The organism is Asanoa ferruginea (genome assembly GCF_003387075.1).
In the GTDB taxonomy this organism is placed as follows: domain Bacteria; phylum Actinomycetota; class Actinomycetes; order Mycobacteriales; family Micromonosporaceae; genus Asanoa; species Asanoa ferruginea.
In genome coordinates, this window is record NZ_QUMQ01000001.1 from 1,907,009 (window position 1) to 1,924,960 (window position 17,952).

Below are 17,952 nucleotides of genomic sequence, written 5' to 3' on the forward strand. Positions count from 1 at the left end.
GTCACACCTCCGGAACGTCGATGTCGATCAGCAGCGAGTGGGGCACCGGACGCCGCCCGCCGCTGAGATATTCGGCCGCCACCCGGGTGTAGGGGTGCCCGGCGCCGAGGAACTCTTCGCACAGCCCGAGGGTGTCGTGCTGCGGACCCTGATCCGACATGCCGGCCAGGTTGAGCCGGGCCGCGAGCACCCAGGGATGCACCTCGCCGAGCCGGCCGGCCAGGCTTTCGGCCGCCCGGCCGGCCTGGGCCAGCGCCGCGTCGGCGCGGCCCGCGCTCCACAGCACCAGGGCCAGGTTGGCCCGGCTGGCCTCCACGAAGGGGTGACCCTCGACCAGCGCGGCGGTGTAGAGCTCGAGGCACTGCCGCGCGAGCTCGAGGGCGTCTTCCCACTCGGCGAGCCGGAACAGGTCCATCGCCAGGCTGAGCATCCCAGCCTGGGTGCGCGGGTGGTCGAAGCCGAACGTGTGCCGATAGCCGTTGACCGCGTCGGTGTTGAGCTGGCGGGCGACCGCGTAACGGCCCAGCCGGCGCTCGGCCACCGCCAGGTGACCCTTGATCCGCAGCACGTCGGGGTGGCTGGCCGACTGGAACTTGCGGATCCGGTCGAGCGCCGCGTAGAGCCGGCGGCTGGCCTCGCCGTAGCGGCCCAGCTCGCGCTGGAAGCCGGCCGCCGCGGCCATCGACCACCAGGTCAGCGGGTCGTCGGGGCCGAACAGCGCCTCCCGGCGGGTCAACGTGTCCTGCTCGTGGAAGTAGGCGCGTTCGGGGTAGCCGGCCAGGAAGTAGGAGTTGGCCAGGTTGTGGCTGGCCTGGAGGGTCTGCGGGTGGTCCTCGCCGAACAGGTCGCGGAACTGGTGCCAGGTGCCCCGGTCCTGGACCAGCGCCTCGGCGAACTGGCCCAGCCCGCGCAGGTCGCCACTCATGCCGCGGCGGGCGGTGAGCACCCGCACCGAGCGGGCGCCCAGGTCTTTGAGCGCGACGCTGAGCAGCAACTCGTCGGCGGCCAGCGACTCGCGCGGCCGGCCCATCTGCCGTTGCAGGTCGGCTCGGTAGGTGGCGAGCTGGATGGTGAGCGACTCGCGCGGCGCGTCGCCGGCCGTCCAGGCGTCGAGGGCGGTCTCCACCTGGGCCAGCCGCTGGGCGCGGACGACGGCGTCGTCGTCGTCGGAGGTCCAGCGCAGTTGGGCCAGGACCCAGCGGCGCACCGCCCACTCGGGCGAGACGAGCGCGCCGGAGGGCACGAGGTGGTGCCGCAACTCGGCGAGCACCTGACCGTCTTGCAACCGGCCGGCGGCGAACCCGGCCAGGCCGCGGCGCACCTGGTCGCGGCGGCGGTCGTGCTCTTCGGCCGGGATCGCCTTACGCACCATCGTGCGGACCAGCCCGTGCATCTGTAGGTCGGAGTCGGCTCCCCAGAAGACCGAGAAGATCTCCAACCGTTGGCCGAGCCAGATCACCTGGTCGAGGTCGAACGGCTCGTCGAGGAGGGCCCGCGGCTCGATGCCGGCGGCGTCGGCCAACTGCTCGACCATGGCCGGCCAGCGCAGCAGCGACAGGCTCACCCTGGCCGGGTCGAGGAAGCAGCACAGCTCGGCGAGGCGGTGGGTGAGCCGGCCGAGCGGGTGCTTGTCGAGCTGGTCGAGGGTCATGCCGACGATCGCCGCGAACGAGGCACCGCCGGCGTCGGCGAGCCGGTCGCGGATCTCGTCGGCCGCCCAGGACGCGGCCTCCGACGCCGAACTGCCGGCGCGCAACTCGGTCTCCCCGGCGAGTTGGCGGACGAGTGCGCCGGCGAGGTGCAGGCTCAGCGGTGCCCGGCCGGTCGTCTCGATCAGCTTCTCGCCCTCGACGCCGGGCAGCGCCGGGGCGTAGCCGCGCAGGATGGCGACCGCCTCGGCGGCGGTCAGCGGCTTGACGTGGACCCGCCGGTTGCGGGTCGCCCAGAGGTCGGGCAGGGTGTCGGCGGCCTGCGGCTGCGCGGTGATGACGATGTGCCCGAAGCCCTCCCGGGGCAACAGCTCGACCAGCGTGTCGACATCGTCGGCGGCGTCGTAGACGAGCAGGGTGCGGCCCGGCCGGGCGGCGCGGAGGGCGTCGAAGGTGGCCGCGACCATGTCGGCCGACGGCTCGACGCCCATCACGTAGCCGAGGCGGGTGAGGCTGGCCCGGACCGTCTGCTCGTCGCCGGCCGGGATCCACCAGACCACGTCGTAGTCGTAGGCGAAGCGGTAGGCGTAGGCCTGCGCGATCGCGCTCTTGCCGACGCCCGGCTCGCCGGCCAGGATCACCACGCCGACGGTCTCCGACTCGACCAGCGCCGACCGGATGTCTTCGAGGTAGGCGTCTCGGCCGACCATCCGGGTGCTGGCCCGGGGCACGGAGAAGAGCTTCTCGCCGGCCGTCGCCTCGGCCCCGGGGAACCGTTGGCGCGACTCGCGGCCGGCGACCTCGGCGACCCGGTCGCCCATGCCGAACGCGGCCAGCAGCCGCTTGAGGGCGTCGGCCTCCAGCGGGCCGGTCAGGTCGACCGCCCGCACCGTCGGGAAGGCGTCGTGGCGGCTGGGCTCGACGTTGAGCAGGACCGTCTCGGCTCCGGGCGCCATCCGGAGGACGTCGGTGACCTCGGCCGCGACCGGCGCGGCGGCGAACGCCGACGAGCCGATCAGCACCAGCAACGACCGCTCGGGACCGTCGAGCCAGTGCTGCTCGGTGTTCCAGGTGCCGACGGTGAACCCGAGTTGGCGTAGCTGCTCGCCCACCCAGTCGGCCCACGGCCGGTCGGACGGCGCGTAGGCCAGCACGGCGCGGGTGTCGACGTCGCGCGCGTCGCCGGTCAGGCTGCGCCGGTAGCGCCGGCGGACCGGATCGGGGATCCGCGGCAGGCTGCGCACCTCGCCGTTGGTGATGAACCAGACCAGGTCGGCGAACGCTTCGAACGGGCCGGCCGTGCGGGGCGACGTCGGCGGATCGTCGAGCAGGATGCTCAGCGCCGAGGCGGCGGGCGACAACTCCGGCACCTTGACGACGCGCTCGGCGAATGCGGCGCCGAGCCGGCTGAACGCCTGCCGGACCTCGCCGATGGTCTGGCTGGCGCGGGGCAGCACCCGCGCGTCGAACGGCACGGCGGCCGCCGCGGTGCGGCGGGGCCGGCTCGCCGCGTCGCGGATGCTCAACGCCGCTTTCACCGCGTCGCGGATCGGCGCGTATTGCGGCTGGAAACAGATCACCACCGCGTCGGTGAGCCCGGCGATCAGGTTGGTCTGCGCCTCGGTCGCGGCCGGCAGGCCGACCAGGATCACGTCGTATCTGGTGCGGCGCAGCGCGGCGCGGATCTCACCACTCGGCACGCTTTCCAGGTCATTGCCGCGGAGCACCGAGAACGGCCGGCTTGAACCGAGCAGATCGAGGTTGCCGCGGCCGACCGGAAGGATGTATCTGCACAGTGACAGCGGCTTCTCGATGAATTCGGTGACCAGCCGCGCGGCCTCGGTGTCGAGCAGGTCGCTGGGGTCGCTCACGCTCATCAGAAATGGATCAAGAAAGGCGCGGACCAACTCGCCGTCGGCACCTGTGTCAATCACGAGCACCCGCTTGTCGACGTGGCACAACGCGACAGCGGTGTTGGCGACTATCCGGGTAATGCCGACCTCGGGACTCGACGCCGCGAAGGTGACGATCGTGGGCGCCGCTGAGCCTCGGTCCGTCATCGACTGTCCACCTCGGTCAGGGAGATTCGGGGTCTTCCATTCTCCCGGCGACCATCATGTTCTGGAACCCGTAAAAAGCGGGTGACCCTCCGTCGTTCTCCTGAATTAGCCGACGTAGCGACGACAGCATCGCCGTTTCCGGCAAATCATCAAGACCTTCGAGTCCCCTGCCCTGGAGGTCTAGAAGATCCGAGATAAGATCGGCGTCCTCACCACCCATACACCGACCACCGCCTTCATCGCGCTCGATCAGGATGAACGGCGCCAGCATAGTCCAGTGATCGCGTGGCAACGGCACCCAGGACGCACCGCGGAGAGGCGATTCCGACGTGGCGAATCCACCGACCCATCGCGTCAGCGCAGCGACCTTCGCCGCGATCTGCGGCGGTGGTGGCGGGCCGGCCACGATCCGCATGTTGCGGGCCGCGCAACGCAGTAAAACGATCTTGTCGATCGGTGCCGTCGTCGCGCTGGCGAAGGAAACGAAACATCCTCGACGGGCATCGACTACCGACGCGTACGCGTTTCTGCGCGCGCTGAATCCCGAGGCGGTCGGCCAGGTCCTGGACTATCCATCGGTCGGCGCCTGGGCGCTGCGCACCGCACACGCCCTGCACCGCCGCGACCTGGCCGCCGCACAGCCCGAGTGGCTCGCGGCGATCGCCGCCGCCGCGGCCGTCCGCGCGCTGGCACCCGCACGCCTGCCCGTGCCACTGCAGGGCCGCGGCCACCTCGCGCTGCCCTCGCTCGGCGGGTGCGCGTCGCCGGACCCGTCGGCCCCGGTCGAGTTGGTCTCCGGCAGCGACGGCGCCGAGTTGGTCAGCGGCACCCGCCGGATCCAGGTCGGCGGTCCACAGTGGTCGCCGCTGCCGACGGTGCGGGCCGCACATCACGGGCTCGCCGTCGAGCTGCGCTTCGATCACCTCGACGGCGCGCCGGCACCCGGCGACGCCGACCGGCGCACGGCCGCGGTCTGGGAGCACCGGGTCGCTCCCGCGTGGCGGGTGCTGGTCGACCGGCACCGGCCGGTCGCGGTCGAGTTCGCCGAGGCGATCTCGGTGCTGGCGCCGCTCGCGGACCCACCGGCCGGCACCGTCAGCGCGACCGGCCGCCACGCGTTCGGCGCCATCGCGATGTCGACGCCCGCGACACCCCGCTCGGTCGCCGTGACGTTCGCCCACGAGTTGCAGCACGCCAAGCTGTCGGCGCTGATGGACCTGTTCCCGCTGGTGTCGGGCGACCCGGGCGGCCGGCACTACGCACCCTGGCGGCCCGACCCGCGGCCACTGATCGGCCTGGTCCACGGCGTCTACGCCCACCTGGCGATCGCCGACTTCTGGCGCCGCGAACTTGCCGCCACCGACGACGACCGGTCGCTCGCCGAGTTCGAATACGCCCGCTGGCGCGCCGCCGTGCACACCACCGCGACCCGCCTCGCCGCCGACGCCCGCCTCACCGACCTGGGCCAACGCCTGATCCACAGCGTGCTGTCGAAGGTCGCCGGCTGGCCCGAAGAGGTGCCGCCGGCGGCCGCCGCCCGAGCCCGGACGGCGGCCGACGAGCACCGCGACCGCTGGATCGCGGCACACGGCCCGATCTCTTAGGCGCGCACCTGCGTCGAGACCGGCGCCTGCTGGAGCACGGAAGCCGGCAGTTCGGGGCCGGCCGGCAGGGCCACCTGCTCCTTGGCCCGGGTGACCAGCTCGACGACCGTGCGGCTGAGCTGCTGCGCCGACTGCGACATCGACTCGTTGGCCGTCACGATCGCGGTGACCACCTCGGCCCGCTTGGCCTGGCCGTAGCGGACCGCCTCTTCGATGCCGCGCGCCTGCGCGTCGATCGACTCGGCGACCTCGAGGATCGTCTCGGGGCGGATCGTCGGCGTCTGGATCGTGCGGGCGATCTGCGGAATCGCCGTCTTCGACGCCCGGGCATAGGCGCTGAGCACGTCGTTGGCGCCGTCAGCGACCGCCTGCTGCATGTCGGCGGCCTGGTTGGCCTGGAGCAGCAGCGCCCACTGCGCGATGGTCAGCTTCATCGTCGGGATGGTCAGGTTCATCAGCAGCGCCAGCCGCTGGCCGAGCCCGTAGTTGAGGGTGCGGATGTTGCGTACCTGCGGCGAGGTCGACCAGGCGACGAACAGGCGCTGCTGGAACTCGTTGATCCGCACCTCGATCGCCTGGATGAACTCGGTGATCCGGGAGAGCTGCTCCTCCTTCTCCCGGGCGTCGGGCGCGCCGGGCACCACGACGATCGCGTTGGCCGCCGCGACCGCCTCGTCGCGAACCAGTTCCATCACCGCGATCGCACCGATCAGCTGGGCGATCGCGCCTTCGTTGGCCTTGTAGAGCTCGTCGCAGAGCACCACGTTGCGCTTGAGCTGGAGCTGCTTGTCGCTGAGCTGCCCGGCCACCCGGTCGAGCTGCTGCTCGACGGTGCGCGCCTCTTCGAACAGCATCTCCAGCAGGTCGCGGCCCTTGCGGAACAGGCCTTTGATCGCGTCGGCGAACTTGTCGAACGTCTCCCGCACCCGCGGGTCGCTCGGGTCGTATTTGCGGCGGAAGGTGCGCATCCGGTCGTTGAGCTCGTGCATGATCGACGTCAGCTCGGGGATGTTGACCCGCCCGACCTCCCGGAAGATCCGGTTGACCTGGGTGTTGACCTGGTCGATCGCGGTGTTGCCAAACGTCGCGAGCTGGTCGGTGTTGGCCAGCATGGCCGGGAAGAGCTGCCGGGCGGCGGCGGTGGCCTGCTCGCGCTGCGCCGGCGTGAGCAACTCGACGCAGATGAGCTGCCGTTGCTGGGTGCCCACCAACACGCTCGACATGGCCGCGTCGGCGGGGCCGGCCGGCAGTGCCGCCGGACCGCCGACGATGCTGCCGAAGTCGATCTGCAGTCCGTCAGACATGATCAGAACCTTTCGGGTGTACGGGGATCAGGCGCACTTGGTGGCGTCTTGAACGCAGGCGAGCAGGGCGAGGGTGACCTCGGCGTTGGGTGGTGGCGTGGTGCGGACCTGCTCGGCCAGCGCCAGGTCGGGGAAGTCGGCCGGGTTGGCCAGGCCGACCTCGATGGCCGAGCGGAACCCGTAGGTCTGCCACGCCAGGGTCTGGATCTCCGGGTCCTTCATCGCGTCGATGAACCGGGCGGCGCCGGCATTGAGCGCGAGGATCGGGTGGTCGCTGTAGATGGTCGGCTCCGGGTAGAGGATCCGGATGTTCTTCAACAGCGCCGACCGGTTGTCGCCGGCCAGCGCGGCCTGCTGGATGAGCTGGTTCTCGTAGCCGGCGTAGAGCGGCGCCTTGAACTCGCCACCCTGGGTCAGCCACTCCCGGAACCCGTTGTCAGACGTGCGGGCCTGTAGGCCCTGCGCGTCGTAGAGCGCCCGCATGGTCGGCAGCGCCTTGCGGGCCTGCGCCAGGCTCGGCGCCGCGAACGCGTCCGAAGTGGACAGGATCGACAATTGGAGCTGAGCCATCGTCAGCCCGCTGTTGGACTTGGCCGGGTCGGTGCTGGCGATCGCCACCGGGCCGCGCAGGTCGACCGCGCCCAGCGCCTGCCACGTCTTCTTGGCCAGCACGTTGTCGAGCAGCAGCGCCTTGACGTCGACCAGGTAGTAGCGGTCGTCGCGCTTCTCGACCAGCTTCGCCTTGATCAGCGCGTCGGAGCCGCGCGGGCCGGCGTAGATGACCTCGGGCGACTGGAGCACGTTCTCGGCGCGATAGTCCGGGAACGCGCCGCTGTGCGTACTCTCGAAAACGCTCTGCGCACTGGCACTTGACGGCCAGAGGCAGTCGACCTTGCGGTTGCGCAACTCGTCGGCGGAGAGCCGCACCTGGTCGTAGGAGCCCAGCGGGGTGAAGCGCACGGTCAGGCCGTATTTGTCGTGCAGCAGCGCCTTCACGTCGGGGTCGGCCATCAGCTCCGACTTCTCGCTGCCGCCGATGCAACTGATGGTCAGCGCGTCGGTGCTGCCCGGCTCGGCCGGCGAGCCGGTCAGCTTCCGCACCACGAACGCGCCGCCCAGCAGCACGGCCAACACCGCGACCAGCCCGACGAGGAAGCGGGCGCTCGGCAGTCTCACGGTTGTCCCCCACTCAGCTCCGGAAGCTCCGGCGGTGCGACGGTTTCCAGGTTGGCCTGGTATTGCGCCATGTCACCCTGGTTGACCAGGCGGACGCTCTCCAGGGTGAACTCGGCGAAGCGGTAGAACGCCTGCTCGCCGCTGCGGGTCAGCACCTGCGGGTCGCGGTAGAGCTGGGGCTTGCTCTGGATGTCGAGATACTGCCCCAGCACACCCTCCAAACTCGACAGATGACCGTTGAGCTGGCTGGCCGTCGAGTAGAGGCTGTTGGGTGCCTTGGCCCGCACCCGCGCGAACAACTCGGTGACGTGGTTGCCGGCCTGGTCGAGCGCCGCGCGGGCCGCCGGGCTCGCCACCGACTTGGCTTGCGCCCGGATCCGTTTGACCCGGGCCAGGGCCTCGTCGACCTTGGCCCGCGCCTCGCCGGCGTAGTCGTCGTTGGCGACCTGCCGGGCCGACCGGTCGTCGAGCATCAGGTAGACGCCCAGGGCCGCGACCAGGGCGAGCAGCGGCGGCCAGAGCAGGCTGCGGGTGAGCGCGAACGCGACGACGAACACGACGACCGCGGTCAGCAGGCCGCCTGGTGCGGCGAACCGGTGCCTCATTTGTAACCCGCCGCCTGCCGCAGCGCGGTGACCAGGTCGTCCTGCTGGAAGAACGCGCCTCCGGTGGCCTGTGCGACCTCCTGGAGCTGGCCCGGGTCGGCGTCGCGGCCGAACGCGATCGCGACCACCGGCGCGCCCGCGGCGCGGACGGCGTCGATGGCCGCCGTGTTGCCGACCTGCTCGGAGAGCCCGTCGGTCATCAGCACCACCAGCCGCTTGCGGCCTTCGGCCGGCCGGGTGGACAGCTCGGCGCCGGCGCGGGCGAGGCAGCCATACATGTTGGTGCCGCCGCCGGGCCCGTAGGCGACCACGTCGTCGCTCAGCTTGCGCATCGCGGCCGGGTCGTTGCCGTCGACCGTCCACGGCCCGTCGGCGATCTGGTCGTTGAAGATCGTCACAGTGGTGCGGTCTTCGGGGTGGGTCTGTAGGAAGTTGAGCGCGGCCTGGTCCTGGTCGAAGATCTGCCGGCCGGCTTCCTGGACCCCGGTCCAGCCGTTGTTCTCGGCCATCGACCCGCTGCCGTCGAGGCAGAAATAGACGTCGACCGGCCGGCGGTAGTGGGTCTGGTAGCGGTCCAGCGCCGACTTGATGACCGGCGCGGCCGGGTATTGGATCGGCTGCTCGTTGAGCGTGCCCTGGATGCCCCAGTCGGGGTTGAACACGGCCTTGTCAGGGTTGGGCAGCGCCAGGCCCACGCCGGTCACCGGCCGGCGACCGAGCCCGAGCAGTTTCGCCTGCGCGTCCTTGTCGCTGAGCAGATATTTGCGCAGGTCGCTGAGCGCCTGCCGCTTGCCGGCGTCGGTGGCCGCGTTGTGCGGGAAGAACCCGAGCGGCGCGTCGCTGATCGCCAGCGCGCCCTCCGGGTAGGTGGCGACCAGCGGCTCCTTGCCCTGCGCGACCAACTCCTGGTTCTTCTCGATGACCAGGTCCTCGTAGGTGAACAGGGTGCGGCAGTCATCCGGTCGGGCGACGCAGTCGTTCATCAGCGTGCCGCTGGACGGCGGCGTCGCGTCCATCGCCCGGATGAACCGGGTGATCCCCTGGTCGACCGGCTTCGAGTCGAGTTGCGCCTGGGTCAGTGCCTGGCCCGGCTGGTTGCCGGCGAAGTGGTTGAGGAATCCGAAGAGCACGGTCGCGCCGGAGTTGGACTGAGTCGGATTGGTGACCCACACCTTCGTCTTTCCGGACTCGACGGTGTCGAGAATCTTCTCGATCGGCACGCTTGGCTTGCCGGCGAAGCCGAGCCGCTGCATCTCCGACTTCCAGCCGGCGAACACGATCGGGGTGAGGAACATCGGCTCGACGTCTTGCAGCACGTTGCCGGCGTCGCCGACCTGGAGAAACACGCTGCTGGCAAACCAGTAGGCGTCGTAGTCGCGATTGCCGGTCGCGAGCAGTCGGGCCTGGTCGACGGACCCCTTGAGGGTGAAGGTGCAGTGGAGTTCATGCTCCGTACACCAAGGCTTCACGATCGCGTCAATGATCTTTTCCTGTTCGGAGCCCGCGACGAACGACAGCGACTTCGCGTCGTCGACGTAGCGGGGCTCCCCGCTGCTCTGCTCTTCGGTGCTGGTGCACGCGCCGACCAGCAGCAATGCGGCCGCGACCAGGGCGGTCGCCACCCGCCGGCGCAAGCCCGGCGCGGTCTGGTGAGGGTGGGTCACGACCTCTTGGTAGCAGCATCCTGCTACTCGTTTTTCCTCTAAAGGGTGCGTGCCAAGCGGTGGTATGCCGCGGTCCAGCGAAGCTCCTGCGCGAAGCGGCGCACGGTGGTCTCGCCGTCGATCAGAGCGAGTTCGGTGCCGGTCATCTCGGCCAGATCGTGCAGTTCCGCCACGCCGAGGGCCTGGGTCAGCGCCGTGTGGTGTGGACCGCCGGCGGTCAGCCACGCCTCGGCCGCCGTCAGCAGATCGGGTCGCGGCGTCCAGACAGCGCGGGCAACCGGCAGGTTCGGCAACGGGTGATCGGCCGGCACCACGTCGACCTCGTTGGCGACCAGGCGGAAGCGCTCGCCGAGGTCGGCCAGGCCGAGCACGACCGCCGGGCCGGGCGCGGCGTCGAAGACCAGCCGGACCGGGTCTTCGCGACCGCCGATCGACAGCGGGTGGATTTCGGCGCGCGGCGTCTCGCCGGCGATCGACGGGCAGACCTCCAGCATGTGCGCGCCCAGGGTGCGCTCGTGGCCGGGGGTCAGGTCGTAGGTGTAGTCCTCCATGAACGACGTGCCGCCGGGTCGGCCCGCCGACATCGCCTTGAGAGTGCGGACCAGGACGGCCGTCTTCCAGTCGCCCTCGCCGCCGAAGCCGAAGCCGTCGGCCATCAGGCGCTGCACCGCGAGGCCAGGAAGCTGGCGCAGCCGGCCCAGGTCTTCGAAGTTGGTGGTGAACGCCCGGAAGCCGCCGGCGGTCAGGAAGGCGCGCAGGCCCAGCTCGATGCGGCCGGCGTAGCGCAGCGACTCGTGCCGCTCGCCGCCGGAGCGCAGGGCCGGGTCGAGCTGGTAGAGACCGTCGTATTCGGCGACGAGTTTGTCCACATCGGAATCGGTGGTGGCGTCGACGGCGTCGGCCAGGTCGGTCACGCCGTAGGTGTTGACGGAGACGCCGAAGTGCAGTTGGGCCTCGACCTTGTCGCCTTCGGTCACCGCCACGTCGCGCATGTTGTCGCCGAACCGGGCCAGCCGCAGCGAGCGCATCTCGGCCCGCCCGATCGCGGCCCGCGCCCAGCCACCGATCCGCTCCGTCACCCGCGGGTCGCTGACGTGCCCGGCGACGGTCTTGCGGGCCACACCCAGGCGGGTCTGCACGTAGCCGAACTCGCGGTCACCGTGTGCGGCCTGGTTGAGGTTCATGAAGTCCATGTCGATGTCGGCCCAGGGAAGCACCACATTGGACTGCGTGTGCAGGTGCAGCAAGGGCACGTCGAGCGCGTCGAGACCGGCGATCCACATCTTGGCCGGGGAGAACGTGTGCATCCAGGCGATCACGCCGACGACGCCCTCGGTGGTGGCCGCGGCCCGGCAGCACCGCAGGATCGCCTCGGCCGAGGTCAGCACCGGCTGCCACTGCACCTCGGCCGGTATGTCGGCGGCGGCGTCGAGTGCCGCGGCGATCCGCTGGGACTGCTCGGCGACCTGCCTTAGCGTGTCAGCGCCGTAAAGCTCCTGGCTGCCGGTCAGGAACCACAAACGCGGTGCGGTCATCTGCGTCCTCTCCCATTTTCCGCTGCCAGCACGCGCCGGCGGGCCAGTCGATGCAACACGTTCGAGGCGCCGCGCCCGAAGTGGTCGTGCAGCTCGCGATAGTCGGCGTAGATCGGGTCGTAGGCGTCGGCGCGCTCCGGGTCGGGCCGGTAGACCTCCGGGCCCCGGCTGCCCATGACGGCCGCGGCGGCGCGGACGTCGGTGAAGTGCCCGGCGGCCACCGCCGCGTGGATCGCCGAGCCGAGCGCCGGGCCCTGCGCCGAGCCGATCACGGCGATCGGGCGGCGCAGCACGTCGGCGTAGACCTGCATCAGGAAGGCGTTCTTGAGCAGGCCGCCCGCCGCGACGACCTCGGTGACCGGCACGCCGGACGCTTCGAAGGTCTCGACGATCATCCGGGTGCCGAACGCGGTCGCCTCGACGAGCGCGCGGTATTGCTCCTCCGGCCGGGTGGCCAGGGTCTGCCCGAGGATCGCGCCGGAGAGCGCGTGGTCGACCAGCACCGAGCGGTTGCCGCTGTGCCAGTCGAGGGCGACCAGGCCGTGCGCGCCGACCGGCTGGGCGGCCGCCAGCCGGCTCAGGTAATCGTGCAGGTCTCCGCCGGCCGCATCCACATAGGAGGCAGGCACGGACGTCTCCGCGAACCAGGCGAAGATGTCGCCGACGCCGCTCTGGCCCGCCTCGTAGCCCCACAGTCCCTCGACGATGCCGTCGGCGACCACACCGCACATGCCGGGCACCACGGCGAGCCGGTCGCTGGAGAGCACGTGGCAGGTCGAGGTGCCCATGATGGCGACGAGCTGGCCCGGCTCGACGGCCCTTGCCGCCGGCGCGGTGACGTGTGCGTCGACGTTGCCGACCGCGACCGCGATGCCCTCGGGCAGCCCGGTCAACGCCGCGGCCCGCGCGGTCAGGCCGCCGGCCCGACCGCCCAGTGCCGACAGTGGGTGGCGCAGCTTGTCGACGAAGCCGGCGAAGCGCGGGTCGAGCGCGGCCAGGTATTCCCGGGACGGGTATTCGCCCTCCTGGTGGATGCCTTGTAGCCGGCGGTGCAGACGTTGCGGGTCTCCACGCCGCACAGCTCCCAGACGATCCAGTCGGCCGCCTCGATCCAGCGGTCGGCGCGGTCGTAGAGTTCCGGGTCCTCGTCGAGGAGCTGAAGGCCCTTCGCGAACTGCCACTCCGCCGAGATCCGACCCCCGTAGCGGGGCAGCCACTGCTCGCCGCGCGCCGCGGCGACGGCGTTGATCCGGTCGGCCTGGCCCTGCGCCGCGTGGTGCTTCCAGAGTTTCGGGTAGGCGTGCGGCCGGTCTTCGAGCCCGTCGACCTCGCACAGGGGTGTGCCGTCGGCGAGGGTGGGCAGCACGGTGCAGGCGGTGAAGTCGGTGCCGATGCCGACGACGTCGGCCGGTGCGACGTCGGCGGCCGCGAGTGCCTTGGGGACCGCCTCGCGCAACACGTCGCGCCAGTCCTGCGGCACCTGGAGCGCCCAGGCCGCCGGCAGCTGCCGGTCGCTGCCGGGCAGGGCCCGCTCGACCGCGCCGTGCGCGTATTCGTGCACCGCGGAGCCGACCTCGGCCCCGTCGGCGACCCGGACGACCACGGCCCGGCCGGACAGCGTGCCGAAGTCGACGCCGACCACATGCGCTGGCACAGCGACCTCCCTATCGGCGCCGGCGGGTGACGGCGCGCTGCAGGACGATGAAGACGAAGAGCAGGATCCCGATGAAAATCTTCGTCCACCAGGAGCTGAGATCTCCCTGGAACGTGATGATCGTCTGGATCAGGCCGAGCACGAGCACCCCGAGAACGGTGCCGATGACATAGCCGGAGCCGCCGGTGAGCAGGGTGCCGCCGATCACGACGGCCGCGATCGCGTCGAGTTCCATGCCGCTGGCGTGCAGGCCATAGCCGGAGAGCATGTAGAAGCTGAGCAGCACGCCGCCGAGCGCCGAGCACAGGCCACTGATCGTGTAGACGGCGATCCGGGTGCGGCCCACGCGCAGGCCCATCAGCATGGCCGACTGCGGGTTGCCGCCGACCGCGTAGACGTCACGGCCGAACTTCGTGTAGGACAGCACGTAGGCGGCGATCAGCACGACGGCGAGCGCGATCAGCACGCTGATGGTGATGAAGAAGCCGCCGAACCAGATCTGCTTGTTGGCCACGCTCACCCAGAACGGGTCGCTGATCGGGATCGAGTCGGTGCTGATCACATAGCAAAGGCCGCGGGCGAGAAACATCCCGGCGAGCGTCGCGATGAACGGCTGCACCTCGAAGAAATGAATCATGCAGCCCATGCCGAGCCCGATGGTCGCGCCGACCAGCAACACCACCGGCAGCGCGACGGCGGGCGGCCAGCCCTTTTCGAGCAGTCCGGCCGCGATCATCGTGGTCAATGCGACCACCGCGCCGACGGACAGGTCGATGCCGCCGGTCAGGATCACGAACGTCATTCCCACCGCGACGACGAGCAGGAACGCGTTGTCGACGAAGACGTTGAGCACGACCTGGGTGTCGGAGAAGCCGGTGTAGTTGATGACGCCGATGCCATACATCAGGGCGAGCAGCACCGCCGTCGCGCTGACCGGCAGGTATTTGTTGCGCATCGCCAGCGAGCGCATCCGGGCCAGGTTGGCCGGCGGGCTCGGCATCCGGGTCTTCAGGTCGATCATGCCGACACCTCCGCGGGCTGGCGACGGGACAGCCGGGCGCGGAACGCCGGCGACTGCACGAGGCAGAGGACCACCACGACGACCGCCTTGAAGAGCAGGGTGACCTCGGGCGGGATGCCGATCGTGTAGACCGTCGTGTCGAGCGTCTTGATCAGCAGGGCACCGACGACCGTGCCGGCGATGGAGAACCGGCCGCCGAGCAGCGAGGTGCCGCCGATCACGACCGCGAGGATCGCGTCGAGCTCGATCAGCAGGCCGGCGTTGTTGCCGTCGGCGCTGGACACCGTCGAGCTGACCATCAGCCCGGCGACGCCGGCACAGACGGCGCAGGCCACGTACGCGATGATGATCAGCCGTCGGGACCTGATGCCGGCGAGCCGGCTGGCACCGGCGTTGCCGCCGACCGACTCGAGCAGCATGCCGAACGCGCTGCGCCGGATGACCAGCGCGACGGCCGCGACCAGGGCGGCGGCGATGATCACCGGCACCGGGATCGACGCCAGGAAGCCGGCGGCGATCGTCTTGTAGGGCGGCGAGTTGACGTTGATGATCTGGCCGTCGGTGATGAGCTGCGCGACGCCGCGGCCGGCGACCATCAGGATCAGCGTCGCGATGATCGGCTGGATGCCGACGACGCCGACCAGGAAGCCGTTCCACAACCCGAGCCCGGCGCAGAGCAGCAGCGCCAGCGCCACGGCGACCAGGACGCCGCCGACAGCGCCCTGGTCGTCGAGGCCGGCTATCTGCTGGCAGGCCAGCGCGCCGGAGATGGCCACGACGGCGCCGACGGACAGGTCGATGCCGCCGGTCGCGATCACCAACGTCATGCCGAGCGCGACCAGCATCAGCGGCGAACCCTGCCGGAGGATGTCGATCAGGCTGCCGAAGAGGTGCCCGTCGCGAAGCTCGACGGAGAAGAAGCCCGGCTCGAAGATCAGGTTGCCGATCAGCAGGAGGGCCAGCATCGCGACCGGCCAGAAGAGCCGTTGCTTCATCAGGTTGGTCATGCCGCGCCTCCACTCGCGATGGCTTCCATCACCCGGTCGATGTCGAGACCGTCGGTGTTGTCGAGCTCGCTGACCAGCCGGCGGTCGCGGAGCACGGCGACCTTGTGGCTCAACCGCAGCACCTCTTCCAGCTCGGCGGAGATGAACAGCACCGCCATGCCGCCGTCGGAAAGCTCGACGACGAGCCGCTGAATCTCGGCCTTGGCGCCGACGTCGATGCCCCGGGTCGGCTCGTCGAGGATCATCAGCTTGGGCTCGGTGATCAGCCACCGGGCCAGCAGCACCTTCTGCTGGTTGCCGCCGCTGAGGTTGCGCACCGGGATCTCCGGGTCGGCCGGCCGGATGTCGAGCGCCTTTATGTAGCGGGCCACCAACTCGTCCTGCTTGCCGCGCGGCACCGGGCGGGCCCAGCCACGTTCGGCCTGTAGCGCGAGGATGATGTTCTCCCGCACCGTCAGCTCTTCGACCAGCCCGTCGGTGCGCCGGTTTTCCGGGCAGTAGGCGATGCCGTGCTTCATCGCGGTCTGCGGCCCGCGAAACGTGACGGGCGCGCCGTCGACCAGCACCTGGCCATGGTCGGCACGGTCGGCGCCGAACAGCAGCCGGGCAACCTCGGTGCGGCCGGAGCCCAGCAGGCCGGCCAGGCCGACCACCTCGCCCTTGTGGATGGCCAGCGTGAACGGTGCGATCGCGCCGGTGCGGCCCAGGTCGTCGGCGCTCAGCACCGGCGTGCCACGCTCCAGCACGGCGACCTCCCGTCGGGGCGCCTCCTCGATGTTCTCGAGCACCTCGAGCTCTTTGCCGATCATCGCCGCGACCAGGTCGAGCTGGCTCAGCTCGGCGGTGCGGTATTCGCCGACCAGGCGGCCGTTGCGCAGCACCGTCATCCGGTCGGCGATCTCGTAGACCTGGTCGAGGAAGTGGGTCACGAACAGGATCGCGATGCCCTCCTCCTTGAGCGCCCGCATCACCCGGAAGAGCTGGTCGACCTCGGACGCGTCGAGGCTGGAGGTGGGCTCGTCGAGCACGAGCACCTTGGCGTCGACGTCAAGAGCACGAGCGATGGCGACCATCTGTTGTACGGCGATCGAGTGGTCGCCGAGGTCGGAGGAGACGTCGATGGTGAGCTGGAGCCGGGCGAGCAGCTCTTCGGCTCGGCGCCGCATCGCCGACCAACGAATCCGGCCGAACCGGGTGGGCGCGCGGCCGATCAGCACGTTCTCCGCGACGGACAGGTTGGGGCAGAGGTTGATCTCCTGGTAGACGGTGCTGATGCCGGCCTGCTGGGCCTGGTGCGGCCCGGAGAAGGCGACCGGCGCGCCGCCGAGCGTGATGTCGCCCTGGTCGTGGTGGTAGGCGCCGGTGAGCACCTTGATCAGGGTCGACTTGCCCGCGCCGTTCTCACCCATCACGGCGTGCACTTCGCCCGGGAACAACCGCAGGTCGACGCCGTCGAGCGCGACGACGCCCGGGAACCGCTTGCCGATGCCGCGCATGACGAGCACGGGCTCCCTGTCGGACATGGCCCCTCCTGTGTGGCGGGCGGCGCGGCCCCCGGTTTTCACCGGGAGCCGCGCCGATCGGACTCAGTACTTGCGCTCGGGCAGGGCGGCCTTGGCCTGGTCCTGCGTGAACGTGGTTTCCTCGGTCAGCACCCGGGTCGGGATCGTCTCGCCGGCCAGGACCTTCTTGGTCAGGTCCATGAGCTGTGGGCCGAGGAGCGGGCTGCACTCGACGATGAAGTTGATCTTGCCGTCGGAGAGCGCCTGCATGCCGTCCTTGACGGCGTCGACAGTCACAATCTTGATGTCGGTGCCCGGCTTCTTGCCGGCCGCCTCGATCGCCTCGATCGCGCCGAGACCCATGTCGTCGTTGTGCGCGTACAACAGGTCGATGTCGGGGTTGGCCTTCAGGAAGGCGTCCATGACCTCTTTGCCCTTGGCACGGGTGAAGTCACCCGGCTGCGACGCGAGCATCTTGAACTTGGGGTCGGAGCCGATCACCGACTCGAAGCCTTCCTTGCGGTCGATGGCCGGCGCCGCACCGGTGTTGCCCTGGAGTTCGACCATGTTGACCGGGCCGGCCGCGCTGGCGAACTCCTGCTTGACCCACTCGCCGGCCTTCTTGCCCTCGAGCACGAAGTCGGAGCCGATGAACGTCTTGTAGAGCGTCGTATCGGGTGAGTCGACGGCCCGGTCGGTCAGGATCACCGGGATGCCGGCGTCCTTGGCCTCTTTCAGGACGGTGTCCCAACCGGACTCGACCACCGGCGAGAAGGCGATGATGTCGACCTTCTGCGCGATGAAGCTACGGATGGCCTTGATCTGGTTTTCCTGCTTCTGCTGCGCGTCGGAGAACTTGAGCTCGATCCCGGCCGCCGCGGCCGACTCCTGGATCGACTTGGTGTTGGCGGTCCGCCACCCACTTTCGGCGCCGACCTGAGAGAAGCCCATAACGATCTTGCCGTCGTCTTTGCCGGAGGCAGCGCCACCGGAGCCTTCGCCACCGCAGGCGGCGAGCGTGGCAGCGATGAGCACGCCACCGAGCACCACCGCGGACACTTTCCTGAGCACGGCTTCCTCCCTCACGTACGTCGATGGCTCGCGTGTTGCGAGAATGTTAGCGTTCTCATAATCGACGTCAATAGCTCCTGCGAAGGGATTGTTAGCGTTC

At 70.2% G+C, this 17,952-nt stretch carries 14 protein-coding genes; 1 reads left to right on the plus strand and 13 read right to left on the minus strand.

Annotation, left to right across the window (positions count from 1 at the left end; genetic code table 11):
* Position 1: 1 nt before the first annotated feature.
* Positions 2 to 3,709 (minus strand): FxSxx-COOH system tetratricopeptide repeat protein, encoded by a 3,708-nt coding sequence (gene fxsT, locus DFJ67_RS09265; RefSeq protein ID WP_116067509.1) that lies wholly within the window; start codon positions 3,707 to 3,709, stop codon positions 2 to 4.
* 16 nt (positions 3,710 to 3,725) lie between these two features.
* A complete protein-coding gene (locus DFJ67_RS09270; RefSeq protein ID WP_116067510.1) occupies positions 3,726 to 3,980 on the minus strand; it encodes a hypothetical protein in 255 nt (84 codons plus the stop codon).
* A 58-nt stretch (positions 3,981 to 4,038) separates the two neighbouring features.
* Between DFJ67_RS09270 and DFJ67_RS09275 the strand changes: the two genes are divergently transcribed.
* The gene (locus tag DFJ67_RS09275; RefSeq protein WP_116067511.1) at positions 4,039 to 5,313 is read left to right on the plus strand and encodes an HEXXH motif domain-containing protein; all 1,275 of its coding nucleotides are present in this window, start codon (positions 4,039 to 4,041) and stop codon (positions 5,311 to 5,313) included.
* Here DFJ67_RS09275 and DFJ67_RS09280 read toward each other — a convergent pair.
* From DFJ67_RS09280 to DFJ67_RS09325, 11 genes are all read right to left on the minus strand, one after another.
* Positions 5,310 to 6,617 (minus strand): toxic anion resistance protein, encoded by a 1,308-nt coding sequence (locus DFJ67_RS09280; protein WP_116067512.1) that lies wholly within the window; start codon positions 6,615 to 6,617, stop codon positions 5,310 to 5,312. The two genes, DFJ67_RS09275 and DFJ67_RS09280, sit on opposite strands and share 4 nt — an antisense overlap.
* Positions 6,618 to 6,644: 27 nt before the next feature.
* Positions 6,645 to 7,793 carry a hypothetical protein gene (locus DFJ67_RS09285; protein WP_203783945.1) on the minus strand — a complete coding sequence of 383 codons (1,149 nt, stop codon included), beginning with the start codon at positions 7,791 to 7,793 and terminating at the stop codon, positions 6,645 to 6,647.
* Complete coding sequence (locus tag DFJ67_RS09290) at positions 7,790 to 8,398, minus strand: 5-bromo-4-chloroindolyl phosphate hydrolysis family protein (protein WP_116067513.1); 609 nt, start codon at positions 8,396 to 8,398, stop codon at positions 7,790 to 7,792. The genes DFJ67_RS09285 and DFJ67_RS09290 overlap by 4 nt, the downstream gene beginning before the upstream one ends.
* Complete coding sequence (locus DFJ67_RS09295; RefSeq protein ID WP_239097387.1) at positions 8,395 to 10,062, minus strand: vWA domain-containing protein; 1,668 nt, start codon at positions 10,060 to 10,062, stop codon at positions 8,395 to 8,397. Before DFJ67_RS09295 ends, DFJ67_RS09290 begins: the two co-directional genes overlap by 4 nt.
* A gap of 38 nt (positions 10,063 to 10,100) precedes the next feature.
* Positions 10,101 to 11,597, minus strand: a complete 1,497-nt coding sequence (araA, locus tag DFJ67_RS09300) for an L-arabinose isomerase (RefSeq protein WP_116067514.1) — start codon at positions 11,595 to 11,597, stop codon at positions 10,101 to 10,103.
* Entirely contained in the window at positions 11,594 to 12,595 is a 1,002-nt protein-coding gene (locus DFJ67_RS44545; RefSeq protein ID WP_308442568.1) for an FGGY-family carbohydrate kinase, read from the minus strand. The genes araA and DFJ67_RS44545 overlap by 4 nt, the downstream gene beginning before the upstream one ends.
* On the minus strand, positions 12,508 to 13,251 hold the full coding sequence (locus tag DFJ67_RS44550) for a hypothetical protein (RefSeq protein WP_308442566.1): 744 nt from the start codon (positions 13,249 to 13,251) through the stop codon (positions 12,508 to 12,510). Before DFJ67_RS44550 ends, DFJ67_RS44545 begins: the two co-directional genes overlap by 88 nt.
* Positions 13,252 to 13,261: 10 nt before the next feature.
* Positions 13,262 to 14,221, minus strand: coding sequence for a galactofuranose ABC transporter, permease protein YjfF (gene yjfF / locus DFJ67_RS09310; RefSeq protein ID WP_409362954.1), 960 nt, complete (start codon positions 14,219 to 14,221; stop codon positions 13,262 to 13,264).
* Between the two features lie 47 nt (positions 14,222 to 14,268).
* Positions 14,269 to 15,279: an ABC transporter permease gene (locus tag DFJ67_RS09315; RefSeq protein WP_116067515.1), complete on the minus strand. Its 1,011-nt coding sequence runs from the start codon at positions 15,277 to 15,279 to the stop codon at positions 14,269 to 14,271.
* On the minus strand, positions 15,276 to 16,802 hold the full coding sequence (locus DFJ67_RS09320) for a sugar ABC transporter ATP-binding protein (protein WP_116067516.1): 1,527 nt from the start codon (positions 16,800 to 16,802) through the stop codon (positions 15,276 to 15,278). Before DFJ67_RS09320 ends, DFJ67_RS09315 begins: the two co-directional genes overlap by 4 nt.
* A 63-nt stretch (positions 16,803 to 16,865) precedes the next feature.
* Positions 16,866 to 17,852, minus strand: coding sequence for an ABC transporter substrate-binding protein (locus DFJ67_RS09325; protein ID WP_239097386.1), 987 nt, complete (start codon positions 17,850 to 17,852; stop codon positions 16,866 to 16,868).
* Positions 17,853 to 17,952: the final 100 nt, after the last annotated feature.